The 25,256-nt window shown below is 70.9% G+C and carries 20 protein-coding genes; 13 read left to right on the top strand and 7 right to left on the bottom strand.

What is annotated here, in order from left to right; genetic code table 11:
- The first annotated feature begins 93 nt into the window (after positions 1-93).
- A complete protein-coding gene (locus ABZ934_RS13880; protein ID WP_361312388.1) occupies positions 94-975 on the top strand; it encodes a polysaccharide deacetylase family protein in 882 nt (293 codons plus the stop codon).
- Positions 976-1,044: 69 nt separating this feature from the next.
- Here ABZ934_RS13880 and ABZ934_RS13875 read toward each other — a convergent pair whose 3' ends face one another.
- Complete coding sequence (locus ABZ934_RS13875) at positions 1,045-1,911, bottom strand: transposase (protein WP_361312386.1); 867 nt, start codon at positions 1,909-1,911, stop codon at positions 1,045-1,047.
- Between the two features lie 248 nt (positions 1,912-2,159).
- Here ABZ934_RS13875 and ABZ934_RS13870 point away from each other — a divergent pair, with 248 nt between their 5' ends.
- Both ABZ934_RS13870 and ABZ934_RS13865 read left to right on the top strand, forming a co-directional pair.
- Positions 2,160-3,038: a polysaccharide deacetylase family protein gene (locus ABZ934_RS13870; RefSeq protein WP_361312384.1), complete on the top strand. Its 879-nt coding sequence runs from the start codon at positions 2,160-2,162 to the stop codon at positions 3,036-3,038.
- A 140-nt stretch (positions 3,039-3,178) separates the two neighbouring features.
- Complete coding sequence (locus tag ABZ934_RS13865) at positions 3,179-3,562, top strand: VOC family protein (protein WP_361312382.1); 384 nt, start codon at positions 3,179-3,181, stop codon at positions 3,560-3,562.
- Positions 3,563-3,629: 67 nt separating this feature from the next.
- Here ABZ934_RS13865 and ABZ934_RS13860 read toward each other — a convergent pair whose 3' ends face one another.
- Positions 3,630-5,033, bottom strand: coding sequence for an FtsW/RodA/SpoVE family cell cycle protein (locus ABZ934_RS13860; protein ID WP_361312381.1), 1,404 nt, complete (start codon positions 5,031-5,033; stop codon positions 3,630-3,632).
- Positions 5,034-5,336: 303 nt separating this feature from the next.
- Here ABZ934_RS13860 and groES point away from each other — a divergent pair, with 303 nt between their 5' ends.
- A complete protein-coding gene (groES, locus tag ABZ934_RS13855; RefSeq protein WP_030230757.1) occupies positions 5,337-5,645 on the top strand; it encodes a co-chaperone GroES in 309 nt (102 codons plus the stop codon).
- Between the two features lie 138 nt (positions 5,646-5,783).
- Entirely contained in the window at positions 5,784-7,412 is a 1,629-nt protein-coding gene (gene groL / locus ABZ934_RS13850) for a chaperonin GroEL (RefSeq protein WP_361312379.1), read from the top strand.
- Positions 7,413-7,505: 93 nt separating this feature from the next.
- Here groL and ABZ934_RS13845 read toward each other — a convergent pair whose 3' ends face one another.
- Both ABZ934_RS13845 and ABZ934_RS13840 read right to left on the bottom strand, forming a co-directional pair.
- Positions 7,506-8,291: an ester cyclase gene (locus tag ABZ934_RS13845; protein WP_361312377.1), complete on the bottom strand. Its 786-nt coding sequence runs from the start codon at positions 8,289-8,291 to the stop codon at positions 7,506-7,508.
- Between the two features lie 124 nt (positions 8,292-8,415).
- A complete protein-coding gene (locus tag ABZ934_RS13840) occupies positions 8,416-9,189 on the bottom strand; it encodes an SDR family oxidoreductase (RefSeq protein ID WP_361312376.1) in 774 nt (257 codons plus the stop codon).
- A gap of 128 nt (positions 9,190-9,317) precedes the next feature.
- Between ABZ934_RS13840 and ABZ934_RS13835 the strand changes: the two genes are divergently transcribed.
- Positions 9,318-10,226 carry a LysR family transcriptional regulator gene (locus ABZ934_RS13835; RefSeq protein ID WP_361312374.1) on the top strand — a complete coding sequence of 303 codons (909 nt, stop codon included), beginning with the start codon at positions 9,318-9,320 and terminating at the stop codon, positions 10,224-10,226.
- 175 nt (positions 10,227-10,401) lie between these two features.
- On the opposite strand, the gene ABZ934_RS13830 is transcribed toward ABZ934_RS13835, so the two are convergent.
- Positions 10,402-10,728, bottom strand: coding sequence for a WhiB family transcriptional regulator (locus ABZ934_RS13830; protein WP_361312373.1), 327 nt, complete (start codon positions 10,726-10,728; stop codon positions 10,402-10,404).
- Between the two features lie 376 nt (positions 10,729-11,104).
- On the opposite strand from ABZ934_RS13830, the gene ABZ934_RS13825 reads away from it, so the two are divergent.
- The 4 genes from ABZ934_RS13825 to ABZ934_RS13810 all read left to right on the top strand — a co-directional run bounded on the left by ABZ934_RS13825 (position 11,105) and on the right by ABZ934_RS13810 (position 15,580).
- Positions 11,105-11,716 carry a response regulator transcription factor gene (locus tag ABZ934_RS13825; RefSeq protein ID WP_003948568.1) on the top strand — a complete coding sequence of 204 codons (612 nt, stop codon included), beginning with the start codon at positions 11,105-11,107 and terminating at the stop codon, positions 11,714-11,716.
- Between the two features lie 264 nt (positions 11,717-11,980).
- Positions 11,981-12,610, top strand: coding sequence for a sigma-70 family RNA polymerase sigma factor (locus ABZ934_RS13820; protein ID WP_361312372.1), 630 nt, complete (start codon positions 11,981-11,983; stop codon positions 12,608-12,610).
- Between the two features lie 191 nt (positions 12,611-12,801).
- Positions 12,802-14,301 carry an IMP dehydrogenase gene (gene guaB, locus ABZ934_RS13815; protein WP_361312370.1) on the top strand — a complete coding sequence of 500 codons (1,500 nt, stop codon included), beginning with the start codon at positions 12,802-12,804 and terminating at the stop codon, positions 14,299-14,301.
- Between the two features lie 154 nt (positions 14,302-14,455).
- Positions 14,456-15,580, top strand: coding sequence for a GuaB3 family IMP dehydrogenase-related protein (locus ABZ934_RS13810; protein ID WP_361312369.1), 1,125 nt, complete (start codon positions 14,456-14,458; stop codon positions 15,578-15,580).
- 81 nt (positions 15,581-15,661) lie between these two features.
- Here ABZ934_RS13810 and ABZ934_RS13805 read toward each other — a convergent pair whose 3' ends face one another.
- Together ABZ934_RS13805 and ABZ934_RS13800 are read right to left on the bottom strand one after the other, a co-directional pair.
- A complete protein-coding gene (locus ABZ934_RS13805; protein WP_361312367.1) occupies positions 15,662-16,135 on the bottom strand; it encodes a hypothetical protein in 474 nt (157 codons plus the stop codon).
- 117 nt (positions 16,136-16,252) lie between these two features.
- On the bottom strand, positions 16,253-17,482 hold the full coding sequence (locus ABZ934_RS13800; protein WP_361312365.1) for a nucleotide sugar dehydrogenase: 1,230 nt from the start codon (positions 17,480-17,482) through the stop codon (positions 16,253-16,255).
- Positions 17,483-17,780: 298 nt separating this feature from the next.
- Here ABZ934_RS13800 and ABZ934_RS13795 point away from each other — a divergent pair, with 298 nt between their 5' ends.
- The 3 genes from ABZ934_RS13795 (at position 17,781) to ABZ934_RS13785 (ending at position 25,252) form a co-directional block, all read left to right on the top strand.
- Positions 17,781-19,487: a glycerol-3-phosphate dehydrogenase/oxidase gene (locus tag ABZ934_RS13795; RefSeq protein ID WP_361312364.1), complete on the top strand. Its 1,707-nt coding sequence runs from the start codon at positions 17,781-17,783 to the stop codon at positions 19,485-19,487.
- Between the two features lie 318 nt (positions 19,488-19,805).
- A complete protein-coding gene (locus tag ABZ934_RS13790; protein ID WP_361312362.1) occupies positions 19,806-22,535 on the top strand; it encodes a protein kinase in 2,730 nt (909 codons plus the stop codon).
- Positions 22,536-22,648: 113 nt separating this feature from the next.
- Positions 22,649-25,252: a serine/threonine protein kinase gene (locus ABZ934_RS13785; protein ID WP_361312360.1), complete on the top strand. Its 2,604-nt coding sequence runs from the start codon at positions 22,649-22,651 to the stop codon at positions 25,250-25,252.
- Positions 25,253-25,256 lie beyond the last annotated feature (4 nt).

Here is a 25,256-nt window from a genome sequence, read left to right as displayed (position 1 = left end):
GGAGTATCCGACGCTATGCAGCCTGTACGACAAAAGGGAAATGCGACGCAACAAGGTCATCGGTCGGCGGCGCGTCCGCTCGGCCGGTACGGGGTGGCCCTCGCCGCGCTGCTGGTCGCCGCGCTGGGCACCGCATGCGGCTCCTCCGATGCGCCCGCCACCAAGCACAAGGGCGACCGGCGCGCCGAAGGAGCCGGCGCGGCGGGCGCGCTCGCCAACCCGGCCGAGCAGCAGAAGGCCGCCCAGCAGGCCCGGATCGCCGCGGTGAAGAAGTGGAAACTGGCCAAGCCGCCGCTGACCGCCCCGCCCGCGCCCAAGACGAAGCCGGAGATCACCACCCGCGACGGCTTCGAGGTCGAGGGCCAGGAGGACCTCCCGCCGGTCTTCACCACGGTCCCCACCGAGGACAAGGTCGTCTTCCTGACGATCGACGACGGCGCCGAGAAGGACCCCGAGTTCCTCAAGATGATGAAGGAACTCAAGATCCCCTACACGGCCTTCCTCAGCGACTACCTGGTGCGGGACAACTACCCGTACTTCAAGGAGATGCAGGCCGCGGGCGTCACCCTGAACAACCACACGCTCAACCACCGCTACCTGCCGGCCCTCGACTACGAGAAGCAGCGCGAGGAGATCTGCGGGCAGCAGGACACCATCCAGAAGGAGTTCGGCAAACGGCCGACACTCTTCCGGCCGCCCTACGGCAACTACAACCGGGACACCCTGCGCGCGGCGAAGTCCTGCGGCATCAAGGCGGTCCCGCTGTGGAACGCCGAGGCGTTCGTCAACCGGATGGACTACCGGGAATGGGACCGTGACCTCCACCCAGGTGACATCATCCTCACGCACTTCCGGGGGCGGGAGGACTGGAAGGGCACGATGCCTGACATGATCCGTCATGTCATGAAGACCGTCACGGACAAGGGTTACGCCGTGGCTCGCCTGGAGGACTACTTGCCAACTCCTCAGCCGTAAACGACCGAGCTTGTCGACTCAGTCGCCTACGCCTTGTCGCGCTCCCGGCTGCCCCCTACGACAGGGCGGTCACGGGTCGCATCTACCAGCCAGGGATGCTAAGCCCTCTGTGGTACGGGTCCGTTGGCGATAACCCACGCCGAGCGCGCGCGGTTGCGCACGTTGACCCCGGCGACGTGATCGGCGGGGCCGGCGAGCCCGCACCGACGACAGCGGGAAGGTGTCCCGGGTGGGACGGTTGTGCCTCGCTGTGTGCCCGCATCTGGGGCACATCTGCGAGGTGTAGTGGGCGTCCACCAAGACCACCGGCACTCCGGCCCGCTGGGCCTTGTACCGGATGTGCTCTTCGAGCTGGTGGAACGGCCAGGAGGATAGCGCGGCCCGCTGGTCGCGGGAAGGCCGTACCCGGTCGCGGATGCCACTCAGTTCTTCGAGGGCGATTCCGCGACCGGTGCGTCGTGCGACGGCCACGATCTCCTCGCTGATCTCGTGGTTGACGTGTGTGGCATGCCGGGCCTCGCGCTTGGCCCGCCGGTTGACGCGCCGGGTGGCGGAGCGGGTCTGCTTCACCTGGAGTTCCGCGCGCTTCCGGGCGTGCCAGCGCCGGTACCGTGCCAGACGGCGGCCCTGGTACTTGTCCCCGTCAGAGGTGACGGTACGCGCCTCGTGCCGCCAGGACAGGATCCGGTCGTCATACGGCTGGGCCGCATCCGACCGGAACCGGATCGGCTTCGACTCCGCGCGCCTACGCCGGTTCGACCCTTGGGTGCCGAGGCCGCCCGCCCGAATGTTCGCACTCAAGGTCGTGTAGGCGTCCACGACCTTCTTCACCGTGCGGACGGCCGGCTGGGCCGCAAGCCTGAACTCGGTCTTGAGACGGGCGTAAACGACCTTTTGCAACTCGTTGCGGGACGTGATGCCCGTCTCGTACGCCACCCCCGATACGATATCGGCCGCCCGGTTGCACGCGTGCAGGGTTGTGGACAAAGCCGTCGCCACCTCGGGTGACGGCTGCAGCTTCACCCGCACCACAATCTTCACGCTTTCAACCTGGCCCCGACCACTGACAACAGCCGAAAGTGCAGGTCATGGCAGATGCGTAGAGAACTCCATCGCCTCGCGGCTTCGAGCCATGGACCCATTCCTCTCCGACCTGAAGGCCGGGGCAACTTGGGAGAAGCCAGGTGAAGTACGCGCGCCGGTTGGTGGCCGGGACGCTCGCAGCCGGCGCGCTCGCGCTGTCCCTTTCGGGGTGCGGGAACAGCGTGGACCCCATCGAACGACTGGGGCGCAAGACCAAGCAGGAGACGGGGAAGCCCTCGGCCTCCCCGTCCACCGCCGCCTCGTCCCCCGCGCCGTCGGCGTCGGCGGACGACGCGTACCGCAAGTGGGGACTGACGGCCCCGGTCCAGTACGCGCCCAAGCCCGCCCAGAAGCCGCAACTCCCCAAGCCCGCACCGGGAAAGCCGGCCGTCATAGACCGAATACCCGTCGCGCCGGGCGACAAGGTCGTCTTCCTGACCTTCGACGACGGCGCGGAGAAGGACCCGCAGTTCCTGAAGATGGCGGCCGACCTCAAGCTGCCGATCAGCATGTTCTTGACGGACAACGTGGCCTCGTCCGACTACGGCCACTTCCAGACGTTGCGCGACAACGGCAGCGGCAGCACGATAAACAACCACACCCTGACCCACCCGAACCTGCGCACGCTGGGCTTCGCGGCGCAGAAGAAGGAGATATGCGGTCAGCAGGAACGCCTGGAGAAGCGCTTCGGCACCAAACCGACCCGCTTCCGCCCGCCGTTCGGCAACTACAACGACGACACCCTCAGGGCCGCCTCCGAGTGCGGCATCTCCCAGGTCCTCCTGTGGCGCGTGTCGATGCAGATCACCGGCTTCCAGTACGCCGAGGGCTCCGCGCTCCGTCCCGGGGACATCATCCTCGCCCACTTCCGCGGCCCGGCCGAACTCAAGGGCGAGACGGAAACCCAGATGACCACCCACATGCTCCAGCGCATCCAGGAGCAGGGCTTCAAGGTGGCCCGCCTGGAGGACTACCTGTAGGGGTGGGGCGGGGTTTCGGTGGGGGCGGGGGATCGCTGCGTGCTCCTCTCGTCTCGGCGTCTGACCCCCTCCGTGGCCGGTCATGAACCCGCACGCAAAGTCGGTGGACATCGGTCGTCGGGCCGGTCGATAGTGCGCCAATGACTTCCTTGATCCGACACATCACCATCGATTGCTCCGACGCCTACCGTCTGGCGCAGTTCTGGGCCGCCGTGCTGGACGGCTCGCCGGCCCCCGATGACTTTCCCGGTGACCCCGAGGCAACGGTCGTGGCGTCCGGTGCGCACCTGCTCTTCGTGACGGTGGCCGATGCCAAGACGGTGAAGAACCGGGTGCACCTGGACCTACAGCCGCAGGACCGGTCGCGCGACGAAGAGGTGGAGCGCGTCCTCGCGCTGGGCGCGACGCTGGTGGACGACCACCGCAAGCCCGACGGCACCGGCTGGGTGACTCTGGCCGACCCCGAAGGCAACGAGTTCTGCGTGGAACGCAGCGCCGCTGAGCGCGCCCTGACAGCCGCCTAGGCGATATCAGCCAAGGACGGGGGTCGGACCCCGCCCCCGCAGCCCCCGGCACCCGCCCGCCCCCGCCTCAACGCCCCGCCGGTCCCACCAGCGGTGTGATGGTGGTTTCCACCGGGCCCCGGGCGTCCGCCTCGCGTTGGCGTTCCGCGCTGTCGCTGATGCGGAGCAGCAGGGCGATCATGATCCAGTTCGCGAGGAGGGACGAGCCGCCCTTGGCCAGGAAGGGCAGGGCCTTGCCCGTCAGGGGGATCAGGCCCGTCACGCCGCCGGCGACCACGAACACCTGGAGCGCCAGCGCCGCCGCGAGGCCCACCGCCAGGAGCTTGCCGAACGGGTCCCGCGCGGCCAGCGCCATCCGCAGCCCCCGCTGGACGAGGAGCGCGTAGAGCAGCAGAACGGCCATCACGCCCGCCAGGCCGAGTTCCTCGCCCACGGTCGTCAGGATGAAGTCGCTGCGCCCCGCGAACTTGATCAGCTCCGGGTGGCCCATGCCGAGTCCGGTACCGGTGATCCCGCCCGTGCCGAAGCTGAACAGCGCCTGCGCGGACTGGTCGGAGGTGACGCCCGGCGGCCGGTCCTTCCAGTAGTAGGACAGCGGATTGAGCCAGGCGGCCACGCGCGCCTTCACGTGCGGCTCCGTCGAGCCCACCACGAACGCGCCGCCCGCCGCCATGACGAGGCCGCAGACGATCCAACTGGTGCGTTCCGTGGCCACGTACAGCATCACCACGAACACGCCGAAGAAGATGAGCGACGTCCCCAGGTCGCGTTCGAAGACCAGCACCAGAAGCGACAGGATCCAGACGGTGACGATCGGCCCGAGCTGGCGCATCGGCGGCAGTCGCAAGCCGAGGAACTTGCGGCCCGTCAGGGCCAGCGAGTCCCGGTGGACGACCAGGTAGCCCGCGAAGAAGATCGCGATCATGATCTTCACGAACTCGCCGGGCTGGAGCGAGAACCCGAACAGGATGATCCAGCGCTTCGCGCCGTAGGTGTCCGCGCCGAAGAAGGCCGGGGCGATGAGCAGCACCAGTGCGACGGCCATCGTGATGTAGATGAACCGCTGCAGCAGTCTGTGGTCGCGCAGCAGCGCCACCACGAGCAGACAGGCGGCGACCCCGACCACGGTCCACATCAACTGGCCGGGCGCGTTGGCGTCCGATCCGTAGCGCTCGATGTACCCCTGGTCGAGGCGGTGGATGAGGACAAGCCCGAGCCCGGTCAGCAGCATGGCGAGGGGGAAGATCAGCGGGTCCGCGTACGGCGCGAACCGGCGGATGCCCAGGTGCCCCACCAGCGCGAGCAGCGACAGGCTGATCGTGAAGCCGGTGAGCTGCGGCGGCAGCACGCCGTTCATCGCCAGACCGGCCTGGGCGTGGCCGAAAACGGCGATGCAGATGACGAGAACCAGCAGCAATGCCTCGGTCCGCCGGCGTGCGCCGGTGACCGTCAGCGGCCTCAGTCCCCGCACGGGGTGCCTTCGCCGTCGGTATTAGGGCGTTTTATCTTCATATCCACTACGACGAGGAACCCCCGGTGATGGTTCCTGGGGGCCCGGCGGGGCCTTCCGGAAGGGGGTGATCCGCAATCTGTCGGGTGGCGTGTTGGCACTCCGCTTGACCGAGTGCTAATCGCCGGAATAGTCTCGCACCTGGCACTCGCCCCTGGTGAGTGCCAACACAGCGACAGGCAGGTCCGGCACCCGCGACGACGGATCGACCTGGTCGCCACCTCAGACAGTTAACCCCGGATCTCCGAAGGGGGAGGTCGGATCGTGACGACCGCCAGCTCCAAGGTTGCCATCAAGCCGCTTGAGGACCGCATTGTGGTCCAGCCGCTCGACGCCGAACAGACCACGGCCTCCGGCCTGGTCATCCCGGACACCGCGAAGGAGAAGCCCCAGGAGGGCGTCGTCCTTGCGGTCGGTCCGGGTCGCTTCGAGGACGGCCAGCGTCTCCCGCTGGACGTCAGCGTCGGCGACATCGTGCTGTACAGCAAGTACGGCGGCACCGAAGTGAAGTACAGCGGCGAGGAATACCTCGTCCTCTCGGCCCGCGACGTGCTCGCGATCGTCGAGAAGTAAGTCACTTCTCCAGTTTTGCTTTGAGCTGCGCCCCTGGTCACCCTGCTGATGCCGGGGGGCGAGGGGCGTAGTTCGTTCTAGGCGGTGGCGGTCGCGGTGAGCGGCCGAGGATCGCAACGAGAGGACTGAACCGCTCCCATGCCGAAGATTCTGAAGTTCGATGAGGACGCCCGTCGCGCCCTCGAGCGCGGTGTGAACAAGCTTGCCGACACGGTGAAGGTGACGATCGGCCCCAAGGGCCGCAACGTCGTCATCGACAAGAAGTTCGGCGCCCCCACCATCACCAACGACGGTGTCACCATCGCTCGCGAGGTCGAGCTGGACGACCCGTACGAGAACCTGGGCGCCCAGCTCGTCAAGGAGGTGGCGACCAAGACCAACGACATCGCGGGTGACGGCACCACCACCGCCACCGTGCTGGCCCAGGCGCTGGTCCGCGAGGGTCTGCGCAACGTCGCCGCCGGCGCCTCCCCGGCCGCCCTCAAGAAGGGCATCGACGCCGCCGTCAAGGCCGTGTCGCAGGAGCTCCTCGCGACCGCCCGTCCGATCGAGGACAAGTCCGACATCGCCGCCGTGGCCGCGCTCTCCGCGCAGGACCAGCAGGTCGGCGAGCTCATCGCCGAGGCGATGGACAAGGTCGGCAAGGACGGTGTCATCACCGTCGAGGAGTCCAACACCTTCGGCCTGGAGCTGGAGTTCACCGAGGGCATGGCCTTCGACAAGGGCTACCTCTCGCCGTACATGGTCTCCGACCAGGAGCGTATGGAGGCCGTCCTCGACGACCCGTACATCCTGATCAACCAGGGCAAGATCTCCTCCATCCAGGACATGCTGCCGCTGCTGGAGAAGGTCATCCAGGCCGGCGCCTCCAAGCCGCTGCTGATCATCGCCGAGGACGTCGAGGGCGAGGCCCTGTCGACCCTGGTCGTCAACAAGATCCGCGGCACCTTCAACGCCGTCGCCGTCAAGGCCCCCGGCTTCGGTGACCGCCGCAAGGCGATGCTCCAGGACATGGCCACCCTCACCGGTGCCACCGTCATCGCCGAGGAGGTCGGCCTCAAGCTCGACCAGGCCGGTCTCGACGTCCTGGGTTCCGCGCGCCGCGTGACCATCACCAAGGACGACACCACCATCGTCGACGGTGGTGGCAGCTCCGAGGAGGTCCTCGGCCGCGTCAACCAGATCAAGGCCGAGATCGAGTCCACGGACTCCGACTGGGACCGCGAGAAGCTGCAGGAGCGCCTGGCGAAGCTCGCCGGTGGCGTCTGCGTCATCAAGGTCGGCGCCGCCACCGAGGTGGAGCTCAAGGAGAAGAAGCACCGCCTCGAGGACGCCATCTCGGCGACCCGTGCCGCGGTCGAGGAGGGCATCGTCTCCGGCGGTGGCTCCGCGCTCGTCCACGCCGTGAAGGTGCTGGAGGGCAACCTCGGCCTCACCGGCGACGAGGCCACCGGTGTCTCCGTCGTCCGCCGCGCGGCCGTCGAGCCGCTGCGCTGGATCGCCGAGAACGCGGGCCTGGAGGGCTACGTCATCACGGCGAAGGTCGCCGAGCTCGACAAGGGCCAGGGCTTCAACGCCGCGACCGGCGAGTACGGCGACCTGGTCAAGGCCGGCGTCATCGACCCGGTCAAGGTCACCCGCTCCGCGCTGGAGAACGCCGCTTCCATCGCCTCCCTGCTGCTCACGACCGAGACCCTGGTCGTCGAGAAGCCGGCCGAGGAAGAGGCCGACGCCGGTCACGGTCACGGTCACGGCCACAGCCACTGACCTCGTCAGAGCCGGGCTGAGCTGAGGAAAGCCCCGGTCCCGCCGCTGCGAAGCGGTGGTGACCGGGGCTTTCCCGTGCCGTGGGGCGGGCCGTCACATGCCCATGTCCTGGGCCGCGCCGCCGGAGGCCGTGCCCATGTCGGACGCCGTGCCCGTGCCCGTGCCCGTGCCCGTTCCCGTGCCTGCGCCCATGTCCATGCCCATGCCCATGCCCATCTGCCTCATCAGGCCCGGGGCGTCGTAGTACCACCAGCCCTCCGCGATCTGGCCGTTCTCGATCCGGAAGGTGGTGCAGCCCGACATGCCGACCTCCTTGCCCGTCGGGGCCATTCCCATGAAGTCGCCCTTCTGCCGGCCGGTCCAGTTCCACAGGGTGGTGACGCAGTCGCCTTCGGCGATCTGGCGGTGCAGGTCGAAGGTGAAGTCGAAGGCGTCGCGCCACATGGTCATGCTCCGGCGCAGCCCCTCGCGTCCGTCGCCGGTGCCCGGCTGCTGCATCATGTCGTGTTCCATGTAGTCGGCCGCGACGCATTCCTCCATGACGTCGAAGTTGCCCTTCTCCGCCAGCTCCTCGAAGATCCGGTTCACGAGCAGCTTGTTGAGGTACTCGTCGCGGACGACGTCCAGGTTCATGAACCTCGGCATGCCCTCGCAGAGGGCCACCATCTCCTGGAACATCCGGTCCGTCTCCGGAAGCTGAGAGTTCCTCATCGCCTCCTCGTACGACGGGAATTCGACGAGATCGACGTAGTGCGTCTTCGCGTCGCGGTCCCGGCCGATCATGGTGTGGGTGACCGTCCGTCGGCCGCTCGCCTGCTCCGCCCAGCGGTCGATGAGCGCGTTCATTTCCTCGAACCGCGTGGTTTCGTAATCAATCACCTGTACGAATGTCATCGCGTCGCCTCCCGGGTGGATGAGACACATCCAGTTTAGGGAGGAATGCCCCTTTCGGCGCCGGCTGCCCGCCCCCGGCTGCCCGCCCCCGGCCGCTTGCCGCAGGCGCCTACTGGGGCCCGTACTTGCGGCCCGTACGCGAGGAGACCCCGCCGAGGAGCGCGCGCGGCGTCAGCTTCACCACGCCCATCAGCGCCTTGTACCGCGGGTCGGGGATGGAGACCGTCTTGCCGCGCGCCAGGTCGTCCAGCGCCGCCGCCACCAGCTTGTCGGCGTCCAGCCACAGCCAGCCCGGGATGTTGTCCGTGCCCATCCCGGCCCGCTCGTGGAACTCGGTCCGTACGAAGCCGGGGCACAGCGCCATCAGCCGCACCCCGCTCCCGGCCAGGTCCTTCGCGGCGCCCTGGGTGAACTGCACGACCCACGCCTTGCTCGCCCCGTAGGTCCCGCGCGGTACGAAGGCGGCCACCGAGGCCACGTTGATCACGCCGCCCCGCCCGCGCGAGCGCATCGACTCGGCCGCCGCCGAGGTCAACCGCAGCACCGCTTCGATGTGCACCTTCAGCATCGTCAGTTCGTCCGCCATGGACACCTGGAGGTAGCGGCCCTTGTTGCCGAAGCCGGCGTTGTTGACCAGCAGGTCCACCGGGTGGGTGCGGTCGCCGAGGCGGGTCTCGACCGCGGCGATGCCCTTCTCGGTGGACAGGTCGGCGGTCAGCACCTCCGCCTCGATGCCGTGCCGGTCGTGGAGTTCGGTGGCCTGCTCGCCCAGGCGCTCGGTGTCCCGCGCCACCAGCACCAGGTTGTGCCCCTGGGCGGCGAGCCGCCGGGCGAAGGCGGCGCCGATGCCCGCCGTGGATCCCGTAATCAACGCAGTCGTCATACGCGCAACCTAGCTTTATTCGGGGCGGGGTTCGCCTGCGGGCAGCGCGGCCGGCGTCACCGGGCGAACTTCCCAAAGCCAGTCCTGGGCATTCTGCTCGTGGTCAAAGCGGGGCTTATGCTCGAAGGGTGATCGAGGCACGTCATCTACGGGTCCTGCGCGCCGTCGCCGGGACCGGGTCCTTTTCCGCCGCCGCCCGTGAACTGGGCTGCACCCAGCCGGCCGTGTCGCAGCAGATGAAGGCGCTGGAGCAGTCGGCCGGCACCCCGCTGCTGATCCGGGCCGGCCGCGAGATGCGGCTGACCGAGGCCGGCGAGGCGCTGGTCCGCCATGCCGCCGGCATCCTGGCCGGGCTGACGGCCGCCGAGGAGGAGGTCGCGGCGATCGCCGGGCTGCGCGCGGGCCGGGTCCGGCTGGTGTCCTTCCCCAGCGGCAGTTCCACGCTGGTCCCCACCGCGCTGGCGGCCATGCGCGCCGAGCACCCCGGCACCCGGATCTCGCTGGTCGAAGCCGAGCCCCCGCGCTCGGTGGAGATGCTGCGCGAGGGCGACTGCGATCTGGCGCTGGCCTTCCGGTACGGGGGCTCGGCCGGGTCCGCCGCCGAATGGGAGGACCTGGTGGTGCGGCCCCTGTTGACCGACCGGCTCGTGGGGCTGGTCCCCCGGGGGCACCGGCTGGCCGGGGCCGACCGGGTGGGCATGGCCGAACTGGCCGGGGAGCCCTGGATCGCGGGCTGCCCGCGCTGCCGCCGCCATCTGGTGGAGGTGTGCGAGGACGCCGGGTTCACCCCGCGCATCGACTTCGCGACCGACGACTACCCGGCGGTGGTCGGCCTGGTCGGGGCGGGGCTGGGGGTGGCGGTGCTGCCGGAGCTCGCGGTGGAGTCCGTACGGGCCAAGGGGGTCAGCACCGTGGTCGTCGAGCCGGCCGTCGAACGGGAGGTCGTGGCGCTGACCCTGCCCGACCTGGCGCGGGTGCCGGCGGTGGCCGCGACCCTGGTGGAACTGGAGCGGGCCGCCGCGTCCATGGGGGCGTGACGGCACCGCGCCGTGGACGACACGTTCGGCGGGTGCGACACGCCCGGGAGCGCGCCGCCTGTCGGGTTCCGCGGAAGAGGATGCGGAGGTTCGTCGGAGAGCTGTCGGGATGATCTTCGGATGATCCGCCTTCGTGGTGAGGAAACGTTCCTTCGGGCGGTTCGGCGAGCGGCGGTCAGTGCGGAGCGGCCGGGCCGGTCGCGCTCGACGCGGGGATCAGACGGTGCCGGGCGCGACCCATCAGTTCTTCGCGCTCGTCTTCGGTGAGGCCGCCCCACACCCCGTAGGGCTCACGGACGGCGAGTGCGTGCGCGGCGCATTCCGCGCGCACCGGACAGCGCATGCAGACCTCTTTAGCCGAGGTCTCGCGCGCGCTCCTGGCCGCGCCCCGCTCGCCTTCCGGGTGGAAGAAGAGGGAGCTGTCGACCCCCCGGCAGGCAGCCAGTAGCTGCCAGTCCCAGAGGTCGGCGTTCGGTCCGGGGAGCCGTGAGAAATCTGCCATGGGTAGTCCTCTTGGTGCCGGTACTGAGGCGGATGGGATCCATGTCTCCACATCTACAGTCGTAGTAGATGTAAATATGACTCATTGGGAATCTAGCCTCAGACACATGGCGAACGGAAGGAAAGCCGCCAAATAGGTCATAGCTCCAGATGGAGGACGGGGGGCTCGTGGCTCCTGCGCCGTGATCGCGTCCTCACGTAGAGTGCCGAAGGTGTCCGTCCGACCCGTAACTCTTTCGAGTGACCATCGTTGAGAGTGCGAAGGCGGTTGAACCAAGAAGTTCTCGGACAGGTGTCCGGGGGCATCGACCGCACAGGTGACGATACGTACCAGCCTGGAGGCTCAAGGTGACGCGCATCAGCTGCGGAGGGCGGTCATGACTTCCGTCCTCGTCTGCGACGACTCCCCGCTTGCCCGAGAGGCGCTCCGTCGCGCGGTGGCCACCGTGCCCGGCGTCGAGCGTGTGACGACGGCTGCCAACGGCGAGGAAGTCCTCCGCCGCTGGGGTGCCGACCGCTCCGATCTCATTCTGATGGATGTACGGATGCCGGGCCTCGGCGGTGTGGAGACGGTCCGCCGGCTGCTCTCGGCCGACCCGGGCGCCCGCATCATCATGCTGACGGTCGCCGAGGACCTGGACGGCGTGGCCCTCGCGGTCGCCGCCGGAGCCCGGGGTTACCTGCACAAGGACGCCTCGCGCGCCGAACTGCGGGCCACGGTCACCCAGGCGCTCGCCGACCCGACCTGGCGACTGGCTCCGCGCCGGCTCCGTTCGGCCGAGATGGGCGCCGCGCCCACCCTCACCGCGCGCGAGATCCAGGTGCTGGAGGGCATGAGCCACGGCCGTTCCAACGCGGAGATCGGGCGCGAACTCTTCCTCTCCGAGGACACGGTCAAGACGCACGCCCGCCGGCTCTTCAAGAAGCTCGGCGCCTCGGACCGGGCGCACGCGGTGGCACTCGGGTTCCGCTGGGGCCTGGTCCGCTGACGGCGGACCACCCAGAGTGTCCCGCCGTACCCGCTGCGCAAGCGGGGGTTGGCGGGGCACAATCCGGGGGACGTGTCGCTTCGGGCGCGATGCCGCATCCTTGAGGGTGTGCCGCATTTTCGAAGATGTGGCCTCAGGGATCATTCGGGCCGAGCGGAGGGGAGGGCGCACACCATGAGTTCCGGCGCACCCGCTCATAACGCTTCGACGCACAACCAGGGCCGCGGTGCCACGAACGGTCCCGCGCCAAGGCACCATGGATCGATGCGCGACGACGAGGCCCAGGGGTCACCCACGGCCACCGGCCCCACGGACGCCGCCAAAGGCGGCGGTGCCGGGGCTGTCAGCGCGCTCGTACGACGCGCGGTGGAGGGCGACGAGCAGGCCACGCACGACCTGCTCGCCTTCGTGCACCCGCTCGCCATCCGCTACTGCCGTACCCGTCTGTCGCGGCTTCCCGGTGACGCTCGTCACTTCGTGGAGGACCTCGCGCAGGAGGTGTGCGTCGCCGTCCTGATGGCGCTGCCGCGCTATCGCGACACCGGCCGCCCCTTCGAGGCGTTCGTCTTCGCCATCGCCGCGCACAAGGTGGCCGATCTCCAGCGGGCCGCCATGCGCCACCCCGGAAGCACCGCCGTCCCGTCCGACGAGATGCCGGAACGGCCCGACGACTCGCTGGGCCCCGAGGAGCGCGCGCTGCTCAGCAGCGACGCCGCCTGGGCCAAGAAGCTGCTGGCCAACCTTCCGGAGAACCAGCGCGAGCTGCTCGTCCTGCGGGTGGCGGTCGGACTGACCGCCGAGGAGACCGGGCAGATGCTCGGCATGTCCCCCGGCGCGGTCCGGGTGGCCCAGCACCGGGCGCTCAGTCGGTTGCGGGCCCTGGCCGAGCAGTAGTCGAGTCCGTGGCCGAGCCGTCACCGTGTCGTGGTCGAGTCGAAGTCGAGCCGTACCGATCAAGAGGGAACGTTTCGCCACCGGTCGTAGGAACCGACGAAAGTGCCGGTTGACCTTGGTAGTGGAATGAGACGCCTCACGATCCCGTTAGCATGGACATCCGCGCTGAGCAAGACCATTGGGAAGGTGTCATGACCGCCGACGGAGTGCCCGACAAATTCGCCACGCTCGGACTGACCTACGACGACGTCCTGCTGCTGCCGGGCGCGTCGGACATGGCGCCGGACGAGATCGACACCTCTTCCCTCATCTCCCGCAACGTCCGGGTGAACGTCCCGCTGCTCTCCGCGGCCATGGACAAGGTCACCGAGGCCCGCATGGCCATCGCGATGGCCCGCCAGGGCGGCGTGGGCGTGCTGCACCGCAACCTCTCCATCGCGGACCAGGCCAACCAGGTCGACCTGGTCAAGCGCTCCGAGTCGGGCATGGTCACCGACCCGATCACCGTCCACCCCGACGCGACGCTCGGCGAGGCCGACCAGCTCTGCGCGAAGTTCCGCATCTCCGGCGTCCCGGTCACCGACGCGGCCGGCAAGCTGCTGGGCATCGTCACCAACCGCGACATGGCCTTCGAGTCGGACCGCAGCCGCCAGGTGCGCGAGGTCATGACCCCGATGCCGCTGGTCACGGGCAAGGTCGGCATCTCCGGTGTGGACGCCATGGAGCTGCTGCGCCGCCACAAGATCGAGAAGCTGCCGCTCGTCGACGACGCGGGCATCCTCAAGGGCCTCATCACGGTCAAGGACTTCGTCAAGGCCGAGAAGTACCCGAACGCCGCCAAGGACAAGGACGGCCGGCTGCTCGTCGGCGCGGCCGTCGGTGTAGCCGGCGACGCCTACGAGCGCGCCCAGGCCCTGATCGAGGCGGGCGCCGACTTCATCGTCGTCGACACCGCCCACGGCCACTCCCGCCTGGTCGGCGACATGGTCGCCAAGATCAAGTCGAACTCCGGTGTCGATGTCATCGGCGGTAACGTCGCCACCCGCGACGGCGCCCAGGCACTGATCGACGCCGGCTGTGACGGCATCAAGGTCGGCGTCGGCCCGGGCTCCATCTGCACCACCCGTGTCGTCGCCGGCATCGGCGTCCCGCAGGTCACCGCCATCTACGAGGCGGCGCTGGCCGCGAAGGCCGCGGGCGTCCCGGTCATCGGCGACGGCGGCCTCCAGTACTCCGGTGACATCGCCAAGGCACTCGTCGCCGGCGCCGACACCGTGATGCTCGGCTCGCTCCTCGCGGGCTGTGAGGAGTCCCCGGGCGAGCTGCTCTTCATCAACGGCAAGCAGTTCAAGTCGTACCGCGGCATGGGCTCGCTCGGCGCGATGCAGTCCCGCGGCGACCAGCGCTCCTTCTCCAAGGACCGCTACTTCCAGGAAGGCGTCGGCGGCGACGACAAGCTGATTCCCGAGGGCATCGAGGGCCAGGTGCCCTACCGCGGCCCCCTGTCGGCGGTCGTTCACCAGCTGGTCGGCGGCCTGCGCCAGTCGATGTTCTACGTCGGCGGTCGTACGGTCCCCGAGCTGCAGGACCGGGGCCGCTTCGTCCGCATCACCTCGGCGGGCCTCAAGGAGAGCCACCCGCACGACATCCAGATGACGGTCGAGGCGCCGAACTACTCCCGCAAGGGCTGATCGGTTCCATGAAGGGGCGGACCCGCGTACGGCGGGGCCGCCCCTTCGCCGTGCGTCCGTGCGGCGTCATGCGTCCGTACAGCGGTCACCGGAACGCGGGCCGCCGGCGTTCGGGGATACTGGACGGGCAGACCCAGAGGAAAGGCCACCACACGTGACTGAGATCGAGATCGGGCGCGGCAAGCGCGGCCGCAGGGCGTACGCGTTCGACGACATCGCCATCGTCCCGAGCCGGCGTACGCGGGACCCGAAGGAGGTCTCGATCGCCTGGCAGATCGATGCGTACCGCTTCGAGCTCCCCTTCCTGGCCGCCCCCATGGACTCGGTGGTCTCCCCGCAGACCGCGATCCGCATCGGCGAGCTCGGCGGCCTCGGCGTGCTGAACCTCGAAGGACTGTGGACCCGCTACGAGGACCCGCAGCCGCTGCTCGACGAGATCGCGGAGCTGGACGAGGCGTCCGCGACCCGTCGGCTCCAGGAGATCTACTCCGCGCCGATCCAGGCGGACCTGATCCGCCGGCGCATCAAGGAGGTGCGCGACTCCGGTGTCGTCACCGCCGCCGCGCTCTCCCCGCAGCGCACCGCCGAGTTCTCCAAGGCCGTCGTCGAGGCGGGCGTGGACATCTTCGTGATCCGCGGCACCACGGTGTCGGCGGAGCACGTCTCCGGCGCCGCCGAGCCGCTGAACCTGAAGCAGTTCATCTACGAGCTCGACGTGCCGGTCATCGTGGGCGGCTGCGCGACGTACACGGCGGCCCTGCACCTGATGCGCACCGGCGCCGCGGGCGTCCTGGTCGGCTTCGGCGGCGGCGCCGCGCACACCACGCGCAACGTCCTCGGCATCCAGGTCCCGATGGCCACCGCCGTCGCGGACGTGGCCGCGGCCCGCCGCGACTACATGGACGAGTCCGGCGGCCGCTACGTGCACGTCATCGCCGACGGCGGTGTGGGCTGGTCCGGGGACATCCCCAAGGCCGTCGCGTGCGGCGCGGACGCCGTGATGATGGGCTCCCCGCTGGCCCGTGCCACGGACGCGCCCGGCAAGGGCAACCACTGGGGTATGGAGGCCGTGCACGAGGACGTGCCGCGCGGCAAGAAGGTCAACCTGGGCGTGGTGGGCACCACCGAGGAGATCCTCACCGGACCGTCGCACACCATGGACGGCTCGATGAACATCTTCGGTGCGCTGCGCCGCTCGATGGCCACCACCGGCTACAGCGAGCTCAAGGAGTTCCAGCGGGTCGAGGTCACGGTCGCGGACTCCCAGCACAGCCGCTGAGCGGCTTCCGCACCCCGTACGGCCGCAGGGCCCGGTTCCCCCATCGGGGGAGCCGGGCCCTGCGGCGTGCGTGGTCCGGGGTCAGGCCGCGGACTTCTTGGCCGCGCCGAAGGCGATGAAGCCGCCGATCGCCAGGAACAGGTAGTCGACCATCTCGGCCGACTCCTTCCAGACGTCGTTCACGCCGCCGATGCCGACCTGGTCCAGCACATCGGCGAGGCCGACGTGGTTGACGTCGGCCATCACGAGCGCGGTGAAGAAGAGCTGGCCGGCATAGACGGAGCCCAGCGACAGGACGACGCTGACCACGGGCAGGACGGGGTTGCGGCCACCGAGCTTTCCGGCTGCGTAGCCGACGAGCAGGCCGACGCCGACGGCGGCGTAGCCGATCTGGCGCTCGATGGCGTGCATGATGCCGCCGTAGACGCCGGCCGCGACCAGGGCCGCCACGACGGCGGCGACGAGACCGAGGCCGAGGTTGCCCGGGCGGGTCGGGGCCGGGGTCGGCGCCTCGGTGTACGACGAGGGCGCGGGCGGCTGGAACTGCTGACTCATGAAGAAATCCCCCCAGGGATGCGTACGCATGTACGTCCCAGGGACGTAAGTGCGAGATAAGCGACGCCGCAGGCCAGCAGGCCGCTCCGACATCCGGTGGGGGGATTTGGCGGCGTGTCAGAGCCGGTGGGCGGCGCCCGGGGGGCTGGCGCCACGGGTGTCGAGGAGCAACTGGGCCTTCACCGCGAGACCTTGGAGGTCGTACGTGCGGTGGTGTTGGAGCAGGATCGTCAGATCGGCGTTGGCCGCGGCCTCGTACAACGATTCGGCCCGGGGGACCGGCCGGTCCCGGACGCGCCAACCCGAGATGTACGGGTCGTGGTAGCTGATCAGCGCGCCGAGGTCGATGAGCCGGCTCGCGATCTCCGGGGCCGGGGATCCCTCCTGGTCCGCGAGGTCCGGCTTGTACGTGACGCCGAGCAGCAGGACGCGGGCGCCGCGCGCGGATTTGCCGTGCTCGTTCAGCAGGGTGGCGGAGCGTTGGATGACGTACTGCGGCATCCGGGTGTTGATCTCCTGGGCCAGGCCGACCATGCGCAGCGGGTGGCCCGGGGTGCGGGTGGTGTGGGGGAGGTAGGTGGGGTCCAGGGGGATGCCGTGGCCGCCGACGCCGGGGCCGGGGCGGAACGCCTGGTATCCGTACGGCTTGGTCTCGGCGCACCGGATGACGTCCCAGAGGTCGACGCCGATGTCGTGGCAGAGGACCGCCATCTCGTTCATGAGGGCGATGTTGACGTGCCGGTAGTTGGTTTCCAGCAGCTGTACGGTCTCGGCCTCGCGCAGGCCCCGCGCGCGGACGACCTTCTCGGTGATGCGGGCGTAGAAGGCGTGCGCCGACTCGGTGCAGGCGGGGGTGAGACCGCCGATGACCTTGGGGGTGTTGGCGATGCCGTGGGTGCGGTTGCCGGGGTCGAGGCGGCTGGGGGAGTAGGCCAGGTGGAAGTCCCGGCCGGCGCGCAGTCCGGAGCCGGCTTCGAGGATCGGCAGCAGGTAGTCCTCGGTGACACCCGGATGGGCCGCGGATTCGAGGATGACGGTGGTGTGGGGCCGCAGCCGGGCGGCGAGCGTGTGGCCGGCCTCGCCGACGGCGGAGAGGTCGAGGGCCCGGTCGGCGCCGAGCTGGGTGGGGGCGCAGATGACGGCGGTGCGGACCCGGCCCAGCTCGGCGGGGTTGGTGGTGATCCGGAAGCCGGCCGCCGACATGCGGCGGATCTCGGCGGCGGTGAGGGTGCTGTCCGTGGCCGGACCGCTGTCGTAGCCGACTGTCTCGATTCCGGCGGCGACGGCCGCCTGGGCGAGGGGGAGGCCGAGGTGGCCGAGTCCGATGACGGCGAGATCTGCGGGCATGGGGGTAGCCGTCCCTTCCCTTCCCTTACATGAGCGGGCTGCGCGCGCAAGTCCGCGGATGACCCGGAATGCGGATGATCCGGTCTGTGGTGATTGGAGCCGGCGCAATGTCAGACTAGGCATATATATGACAGAAATGTCGCATTCCGAGGGGATGGCTACCGTTGTGTTGTCCACAGGCGGTGGCCGAGTCGGGAGCGGCCGGTGAGAATCGTGGACGGGGATGTGTACGGGTACGCCCGCGGCAGGCGGGTTCGCCCGCATCGAGCGGGTTCGCCCGCACCAACGGGAGGCAGCCGTGAGGACAGCGACACTGGGACCGGCGCAGCGCGCTGAGGCGCTCGCCGCAATGGCCGAACGCGAACTGGACCTGTTGGTGGTCGGCGCGGGCGTGGTCGGCGCCGGAACCGCCCTCGACGCCGTGACGAGGGGCCTTTCGACCGGACTGGTGGAGGCCAGGGACTGGGCCTGCGGCACGTCCAGCAGGTCGAGCAAGCTGATCCACGGCGGACTCAGGTACCTGGAGATGCTCGACTTCGCGCTCGTCCGCGAGGCCCTGAAAGAGCGCGGCCTGCTGCTGGAACGGCTGGCCCCGCACCTGGTCAAGCCCGTCCCGTTCCTCTATCCGCTCCAGCACGCGGCCTGGGAGAGGTTCTACGCCGGCTCGGGCGTGGCCCTCTATGACGCGATGTCGGTGTCCAGCGGCCACGGCCGGGGCCTGCCGACCCACCGGCACCTCTCGCGCAAGCGCGCGTTGCGGATCGCGCCCGCCCTGCGCAAGGACGCGCTCGTGGGGGCCCTCCAGTACTACGACGCCCAAATGGACGACGCCCGGTACGTGACGACTCTGGTCCGCACGGCCGCCGTGTACGGGGCGCACTGCGCCAACGGGGCGAAGGTCATCGGGTTCCTGCGCGAGGGCGAACGGGTGGTCGGCGCGCGGGTCCGGGACGTCGAGGGCGGCGGGGAGTACGAGATCCGCGCCAAGCAGATCGTCAACGCGACGGGCGTGTGGACGGACGACACCCAGGCGCTGATCGGGGAGCGCGGTCAGTTCCACGTCCGGGCGTCGAAGGGCATCCATCTGGTCGTACCGAAGGACCGGATCAACTCCTCCACCGGGCTGATCCTGCGCACCGAGAAGTCCGTGCTGTTCGTCATCCCGTGGGGCCGGCACTGGATCGTGGGGACCACGGACACCGACTGGGACCTCGACAAGGCGCATCCGGCGGCGTCGAGCGCCGACATCGACTACCTGCTGGAGCACGTGAACTCGGTGCTGGCGGTGCCGCTGACGCGGGACGACGTCGAGGGCGTGTACGCGGGCCTGCGGCCCCTGCTGGCGGGCGAGTCCGACGCGACGAGCAAGCTCTCGCGCGAGCACACGGTCGCGCACCCGGTGCCGGGGCTGGTGGTGGTCGCGGGCGGCAAGTACACGACGTACCGGGTCATGGCGAAGGACGCGGTGGACGAGGCCGTGCACGGCTTGGACCAGCGGGTGGCCGAGTGCGTGACGGAGGACGTGCCGCTGGTGGGCGCGGAGGGGTACCGGGCGCTGTGGAACGGGCGCGCGCGCATCGCCGGGCGGACGGGCCTGCATGTGGTGCGGGTGGAGCACCTGTTGAACCGGTACGGCTCGCTGACGGAGGAGTTGCTCGACCTGATCGCGGCCGATCCGGGTTTGGGGGAGCCGCTGCCGGGTGCGGACGACTATCTGCGGGCAGAAGTGGTGTACGCCGCCTCGCACGAGGGGGCGCGGCACCTGGAGGACGTACTGACGCGGCGGACGCGGATCTCGATCGAGACGTTCGACCGGGGGACGCGATCGGCGCGGGAGTGCGCGGAGTTGATGGCTCCGGTCCTGGGGTGGGACAAGCAGCAGATCGAGAAAGAGGTCGAGCACTACGAGAAGCGGGTGGAGGCCGAGCGGGAATCGCAGCGCCAGCCGGACGACCAGACGGCGGACGCGGCGCGGCTCGGGGCGCCCGACATCGTTCCGTTGTAACTCCGGGATCCGGGAGGGGGGAACCGCGGACCCGGGGCGCCCGTCCGTTGCGGAGTGAGCAACAATGAGGTTTCTGCCGGGGCGGTTTACCGTGCCCCCCGGCGGCTGCCGGGGCAGCCGGGGCAGGCTGCACGATCGCAGAGGGGACGCATGTCGAAGCCGGATCACACCGAATCGCCTGCCGGTGGCATTGCCGCCGGGGAAGCTGCCGCCGGAGATGCTGCCGCTGCGAATCGGGGTGCGGGCGAGGCGGGGTCCGGAGCGAAGCCGGCCCCCGCGAAGGCCCCCGCGAGGGCGGTTCCGGCTGCGCGGAAGCCCGTGCCGGAGGAGCCGGTTGACGGCAAGCCGGTTGAGGCCGCGCTGGGCGCGAAGGCGAACCTGAGCAAGGCGGTCCGGGACGCGGTGCGGTCGGACGAGGCTGCGCCCGTGAAGGCGGAGCGCGCGGCGGCGAAAGCGGATGACGCCGAGCCCGCCGACGCCGAGCCCGCCGACGCCGAGCCCGTCCGCGGTGAGTCCGCAGACGCGAAGCCCGCTCAGGCCGGGGCAACCGGTGTGAAGGCGGAGGGCGGCGAGCCCGCCGACGTGAAGTCCACCGAGGCAGGGCCCACCGGGGCGAAGCCGGGTTCGGGCACGGTGGAACCGGCGGAGGCGGGACCCGTGAAGGCCCCCGTGAAAGCGGTTCCGGCTGCGCGGAAGCCCGGGCCGGAGGAGCCGGTTGACGGCAAGCCGGTTGAGGCCTCGCGGGGTCCGAAAGCGGATCTGGGCAAGGCGGCTCGGGACGGGGTGCGGGCTGACGAGGCGGCCCATGCGAAGGCGGTCCCGGCTGCACGGAAGCCCGTGTCTGAGGAGCCGGCGGACGCCAAGCGTGCTGACGCCGGGTCCGCGGAAGTGAAACCGGCGGCTGCCGGGGCGTCGGTCGATGTACCCGCGGACGCCGAGCCGCAGGGGGCGAAGGCGGATCCGGGCAAGGCGGCCCGAGTCGGGGCGAAGCCGGGCTCGGGCGCTACGGAGCCCGCGAAGGCGGTCCCGGCGCCGACGAACCCGGGGCGTGCCGAGTCCGTGGCGGCGAACGCGGCCGACGCCGAGCCCGGCGCCGCCCACGGGAAGCCGGACGAGGCGAAGCGCGCGGGCCGGGACCGGGGGCGGTTGCTGGCCGGCCGGTACCGGTTGGGCGCCGTACTCGGCAAGGGCGGGATGGGGACCGTGTGGCGCGCCGAGGACGAGATCCTCGGCCGGACGGTCGCCGTCAAGGAACTCCGCTTCGGCAACGGGGTCGACGAGGACGAGAAGCGCCGGCTCATCACCCGTACCCTCCGCGAGGCCAAGGCCATCGCCCGCATCCGCAGTGGCGGCGCCGTCACCGTCTACGACGTCGTCGACGAGGACGCCCGCCCGTGGATCGTCATGGAGCTCATCGAGGGCCCCTCGCTGGCGGAGTTCATCCGCGAGCACGGCGCCCTGACCCCCCGTCGGGCGGCCGAGGTCGGGCTCGCGGTGCTCGACGTGTTGAGTGCCGCCCACCGCCAGGGCATCCTGCACCGCGACGTGAAGCCGTCCAACGTGCTCATGGCCGACAACGGCCGCGTCGTCCTCACCGACTTCGGTATCGCGCAGGTCGAGGGTGACCCCTCCATCACCTCCACCGGCATGCTCGTCGGCGCCCCCTCCTACATCTCCCCCGAGCGCGCCCGCGGCTACAAGCCCGGCCCGCCCGCCGACATGTGGTCGCTCGGCGGCCTGCTGTACGCCTCCGTCGAGGGAGTGCCCCCGTACGACAAGGGGTCCGCGCTCGCCACCCTCACCGCCGTGATGACCGAGCAGGTGGACCCGCCGAAGAACGCCGGGCCGCTGACCGAGGTGATCTACGGGCTGCTGGCCAAGGACCCCGCCCAGCGCCTCGACGAGGTGCGGGCGCGGGCCATGCTCACCGCCGTCATCGACGCCCCCGAGCCCGAACCCGTCCCGGAGGTGCTGCCCCCGGCGGTCGAGCAGACCCGGGCGATATCCCTGGCCGACGCCCAAGCGGCGGCGGACAAGGCGGATGCCGAGAAGGCGGAGAAGGCCGAGAAGGCGGCCAAGGCGGCGGAGGCCGCCGCGGCGAAAGCGGAGAAGAAGGAACGCGAGCGGCGTGAGCGGGAGCAGCGAGAGCGGGCCCGCGCCGCGCTGAAGGCGGCCCGCAAGGCCGCCGCCGCGGAGGCGGCCGCGGCCTCGGCCGCCGAGGCCCCGCCGGCGCGGCCCGCGAAGGCCGTGGCACCGCTGACCGATGTGATGGCGCCCCGCACCATAGCCCTGGCGATAGCCGGGCTGGTGGTCGTGCTCGCCCTGGTCGGCTCGCTGATCGCCTACGCGTTGAGCGATGACGACGCGGACGGCCACAAGAACCAGGGCAAGGGCGGCCCGCAGCCGTCCGCCTCCCGGACGCCGAGCCCCCGCACCTCGGCCGGCGGTTCGACGGTCGCCACCCCGACCCCGACCCCGACCCCGACCCCGAGCACGTCGCCGGGGGGCGCGGCGAACGACGCGTCACCCAACCCCGGGCAGGGCCAGAGCCAGGGGCAGGGCGCCTCTCCCGGATCCCCGGGCGGCGCACTGCCCGCCGGCTACGCTCAGGTGACCAACCTTCGGTTCCACTTCTCCATGGCCATGCCCGAGGGCTTCCACCAGACCGGGACCGCCGGCACGGACTCCGGTGCGATCTTCAGTCGCAACGGCGGTTTCCCGAGCATCCAGGTCGATTTCACCGACAGCCCGGGCAAGGACGCCCGCCTCGCCTGGGTCGAGTTGGCGCCGGCCGTCGCGTCGAGCAGCAACGGCTACCACCTGCGCCGGATCGACACCGTCGGCTACCGCGACTACCCGACCGTCGCCGACTGGGAGTTCGAACGCGATCAGCAGGGCACCCGGGTCCGCGTGCTCAACCGGGGCTTCAGGGCCGACGCCAAACACGGTTACGCCATCATGATCAGCTGCCCGGCCGACCAGTGGGACGGTCCCGAGTGCACGCAGCTGCGCGACACGGCGTTCCAGACCTTCCAGATCCTGGGCTGACCGCCTGACGGCCCCGTCCGGGGCGGCCCTCGTCAACCCGGGACGCGGGAGCTCCGGGCGACGTATCGTGTCCGCGGGGACCAAAGGGGCCCGGCGCACTCGGGGGAGGCGGAGTGGAGGACTACGCGGGGCGGATCCTGGCGGACCGCTACCGTCTGCCGCTGCCGCCGTCGGACGAGTACGAGCTGGTCGAGACGCGCGCCTTCGACACACGCAGCGGACAGGAAGTCCTGGTACGGCAGGTGCCGTTGCCGGAGGTCGTGGACGCGGAGCTGCTGGACGGGACGCGCGGGCCGGTGGCCGGGCGGCGCTCGTCCGGGGAACTACCGGCGGTGCGCCGGGCGATCGCCGCGGCGCAGGCGGCGGCCTCGGTGCCGGACCATCCGCGGCTGGACCAGGTCTTCGACGTGTTCGCGGAGGGCGGGTCGCTGTGGATTGTGAGCGAACTGGTCCCGGCGAGGCCGCTGGCCGCCCTGATCGCCGATGAGCCGCTGAGCCCCTACCGGGCGGCGGAAGTGGCCTCCGACGTGCTGACCGCGCTGCGGGTGCTGCACGCCCACGGCTGGACCCACCGCAACATCACCGTCCGGACCGTGTTGATATGCGAGGACGGGCGGGTCGTCCTGACGGGCCTGGCGGCGGGCGCCGCCGAGGAGGCCCTGTGCGGATACGACCCGGTGCCCGACAGTTCCGACGGCGGTGTCGGTGGCGGCGGGGGCGGTGCCGGCGGTGGCGGTGGGGCGGGATGGGACACTCCGGCCACCGGGGCGCGCGCGGACGAGCCGTACGGCCCGGACCCCGAGGCGAATCCGTACGCCCCCGACCCCGGCGCGGAGCCGTTGCCGCCTGCGGCCGAGGCGAATCCGTATGCCTCCGGTACCGACGCGGAGCCGTACGCGCCCGGTCCCGGGGCGGAGGCGTTCGGGGCGAGCTCCGACGCGCAGCCGTACGCCCCCGTCTACGCGCCGCTCGTGGCGCCCGGATACGACACCGGCCCCCGGTACTCCGACCACATCCACCCGGACGCGCACCCCGAACCGCCGTCGCAGGACGGGCCCGACCGGCAGGCCGCCGCCCGCGCCGGGACCATCGCCGCCTACCGGGCCGGGGCGCGGGCCGCCGCCGCCCGGGTCGACGAGGAGCGCCGGGCCGCCGGCGCCGCCCTGCCGGAAGCCCTGCCGCAAGCCCTCCCGGAGGCCCTCCCCGGCGGTTCGAACCTGCCGCAGGGGTACGCGTACCCGTACGGCGGACCGGACACGACCGCCGGCGCCTGGCACGGCGCCACCCCCCGCCGCCCCGAGCCCGACCGCGATACGCGGCCCCACCCCGACCCCGACCCCGACCCGGAGTCCGGCCCCCGGCACCCGGCGGAGTCGCGGCCCGAGCGCGCCGAGCTGCCCCCGGCCCGGCCCGCGCTCCCCGCGCAACTCGCCCTGCCCCAGGGCTACCACCAGGCCGAAGCCCCCGACCCCGACCCGGCCTCCGACTCCGCCCCCGTCCCTATGCCCCCAGCCGGGCCCGGCTGGGCCGGCGGCCCGCGTACCGGCCTGGACGCCGAGCGCGCGCGGCAGACCCGGATGGCCGTCGTCGGGGCCGTCACCGAGCGGTGGGCACCCGAACAGGCCGGCTCCGTGCACGGCCACTGGCAACTGGCCCCGCCCGTCGGCCCCGCCACCGATCTGTGGGCGCTCGGCGCGCTGCTGTACCGCGCCGTCCAGGGCCACGCCCCGTACCCCGAGGACAGCGTCTCCGAGCTGGTCGAGATGGTGTGCGCGGAGCCTCCCGCCTTCGCCGAGGAGTGCGGCCCGCTGCGCCCGATCGTGGAGTCGCTGCTGCGCCAAGACCCCACGGAGCGGCCCGACTTCGAGGAGTTGCGCGGCTGGCTGCGGTCCCTGGTCCGGTCCGCGCCCGAGCCGGACGCCGGCTTCGGGATGCTGCCGATGCCCGAGCCGGACCCGGCGCGGTTGCCCGTCGTGCGCCGGCGCGGGGACCTGCACGGCCGCCACCGCAGCGCGGACACCGCCCGCGCCCCGCGCTCCCTGGGGCGGACCTTGCTGGTCGCCATCCTCGCGCTCCTCGCCGCAGCGGTGGCGTACGCGCTGCTGTTCATGCCCCGCTCCGCCGATCCCGGGACGACGAAGCCCCCGCCGGCCGCCCAGGGCGCGCCCACGACGACCCCGCCGAGCCAGGCCCCGCCGAAGGCGAGCGCCGGGGCACCCTCGGGCAGCCCCGAGTCCCGGCCGGCCCCGCAGACCACGGCCCCGGCGCCGCCCGGGTACACGACGCAGCAGGACCCCGAGCACTTCGAGATCGCCGTCCCCGAGGGCTGGGAGCGTCGGGGCATCAACGAGGCCGGCCAGGTCCGGTACAGCGACGGTCAGTTCACGCTGACCGTGGTGCCGGGTCGGGACAAGGTGGAGGGCAGCCCCGACCCGGCGACGTACCAGAAGGACAAGGAACCGGAACTGTCCCCGTACCGCTCCTCCACCTGGGCGAGCGGCGGTGACGTGAAGACCACGAAGGTCGGCAACCAGTTGCGGGCCACCGGCCGGTACACGTGGATCGATTCAGCGGGCCGGTCCGTCGTCGCGCGCAACTTCGTCGTCGCGCTCGGCGGCACCTATCACGTGGTGCTGGTGACGGGCCCGCAGGACGAGGAGGGCAAGGTGACCGAGGTCTTCGACAAGGCCACGGCGAGTTACCGAACCGGTGGCTGAACGG

It is taken from the genome of Streptomyces sp. NPDC046557, assembly GCF_040645975.1.
Lineage (GTDB): Bacteria > Actinomycetota > Actinomycetes > Streptomycetales > Streptomycetaceae > Streptomyces.
Note: the sequence above shows the minus strand (reverse complement) of the source record. Positions and strands in the feature narration are given on the sequence as shown.

Coding starts and splice junctions, on each gene's coding strand:
- ABZ934_RS13865 (WP_361312382.1), top strand. CDS start 3,179: ATGACTTCCTTGATCCGACACATCACCATCGATTGCTCCGACGCCTAC.
- groL (WP_361312379.1), top strand. CDS start 5,784: ATGCCGAAGATTCTGAAGTTCGATGAGGACGCCCGTCGCGCCCTCGAG.
- ABZ934_RS13840 (WP_361312376.1), bottom strand. CDS start 9,189: ATGACGACTGCGTTGATTACGGGATCCACGGCGGGCATCGGCGCCGCC.
- ABZ934_RS13830 (WP_361312373.1), bottom strand. CDS start 10,728: ATGGCAGATTTCTCACGGCTCCCCGGACCGAACGCCGACCTCTGGGAC.
- ABZ934_RS13825 (WP_003948568.1), top strand. CDS start 11,105: ATGACTTCCGTCCTCGTCTGCGACGACTCCCCGCTTGCCCGAGAGGCG.
- ABZ934_RS13820 (WP_361312372.1), top strand. CDS start 11,981: ATGCGCGACGACGAGGCCCAGGGGTCACCCACGGCCACCGGCCCCACG.
- guaB (WP_361312370.1), top strand. CDS start 12,802: ATGACCGCCGACGGAGTGCCCGACAAATTCGCCACGCTCGGACTGACC.
- ABZ934_RS13805 (WP_361312367.1), bottom strand. CDS start 16,135: ATGAGTCAGCAGTTCCAGCCGCCCGCGCCCTCGTCGTACACCGAGGCG.
- ABZ934_RS13800 (WP_361312365.1), bottom strand. CDS start 17,482: ATGCCCGCAGATCTCGCCGTCATCGGACTCGGCCACCTCGGCCTCCCC.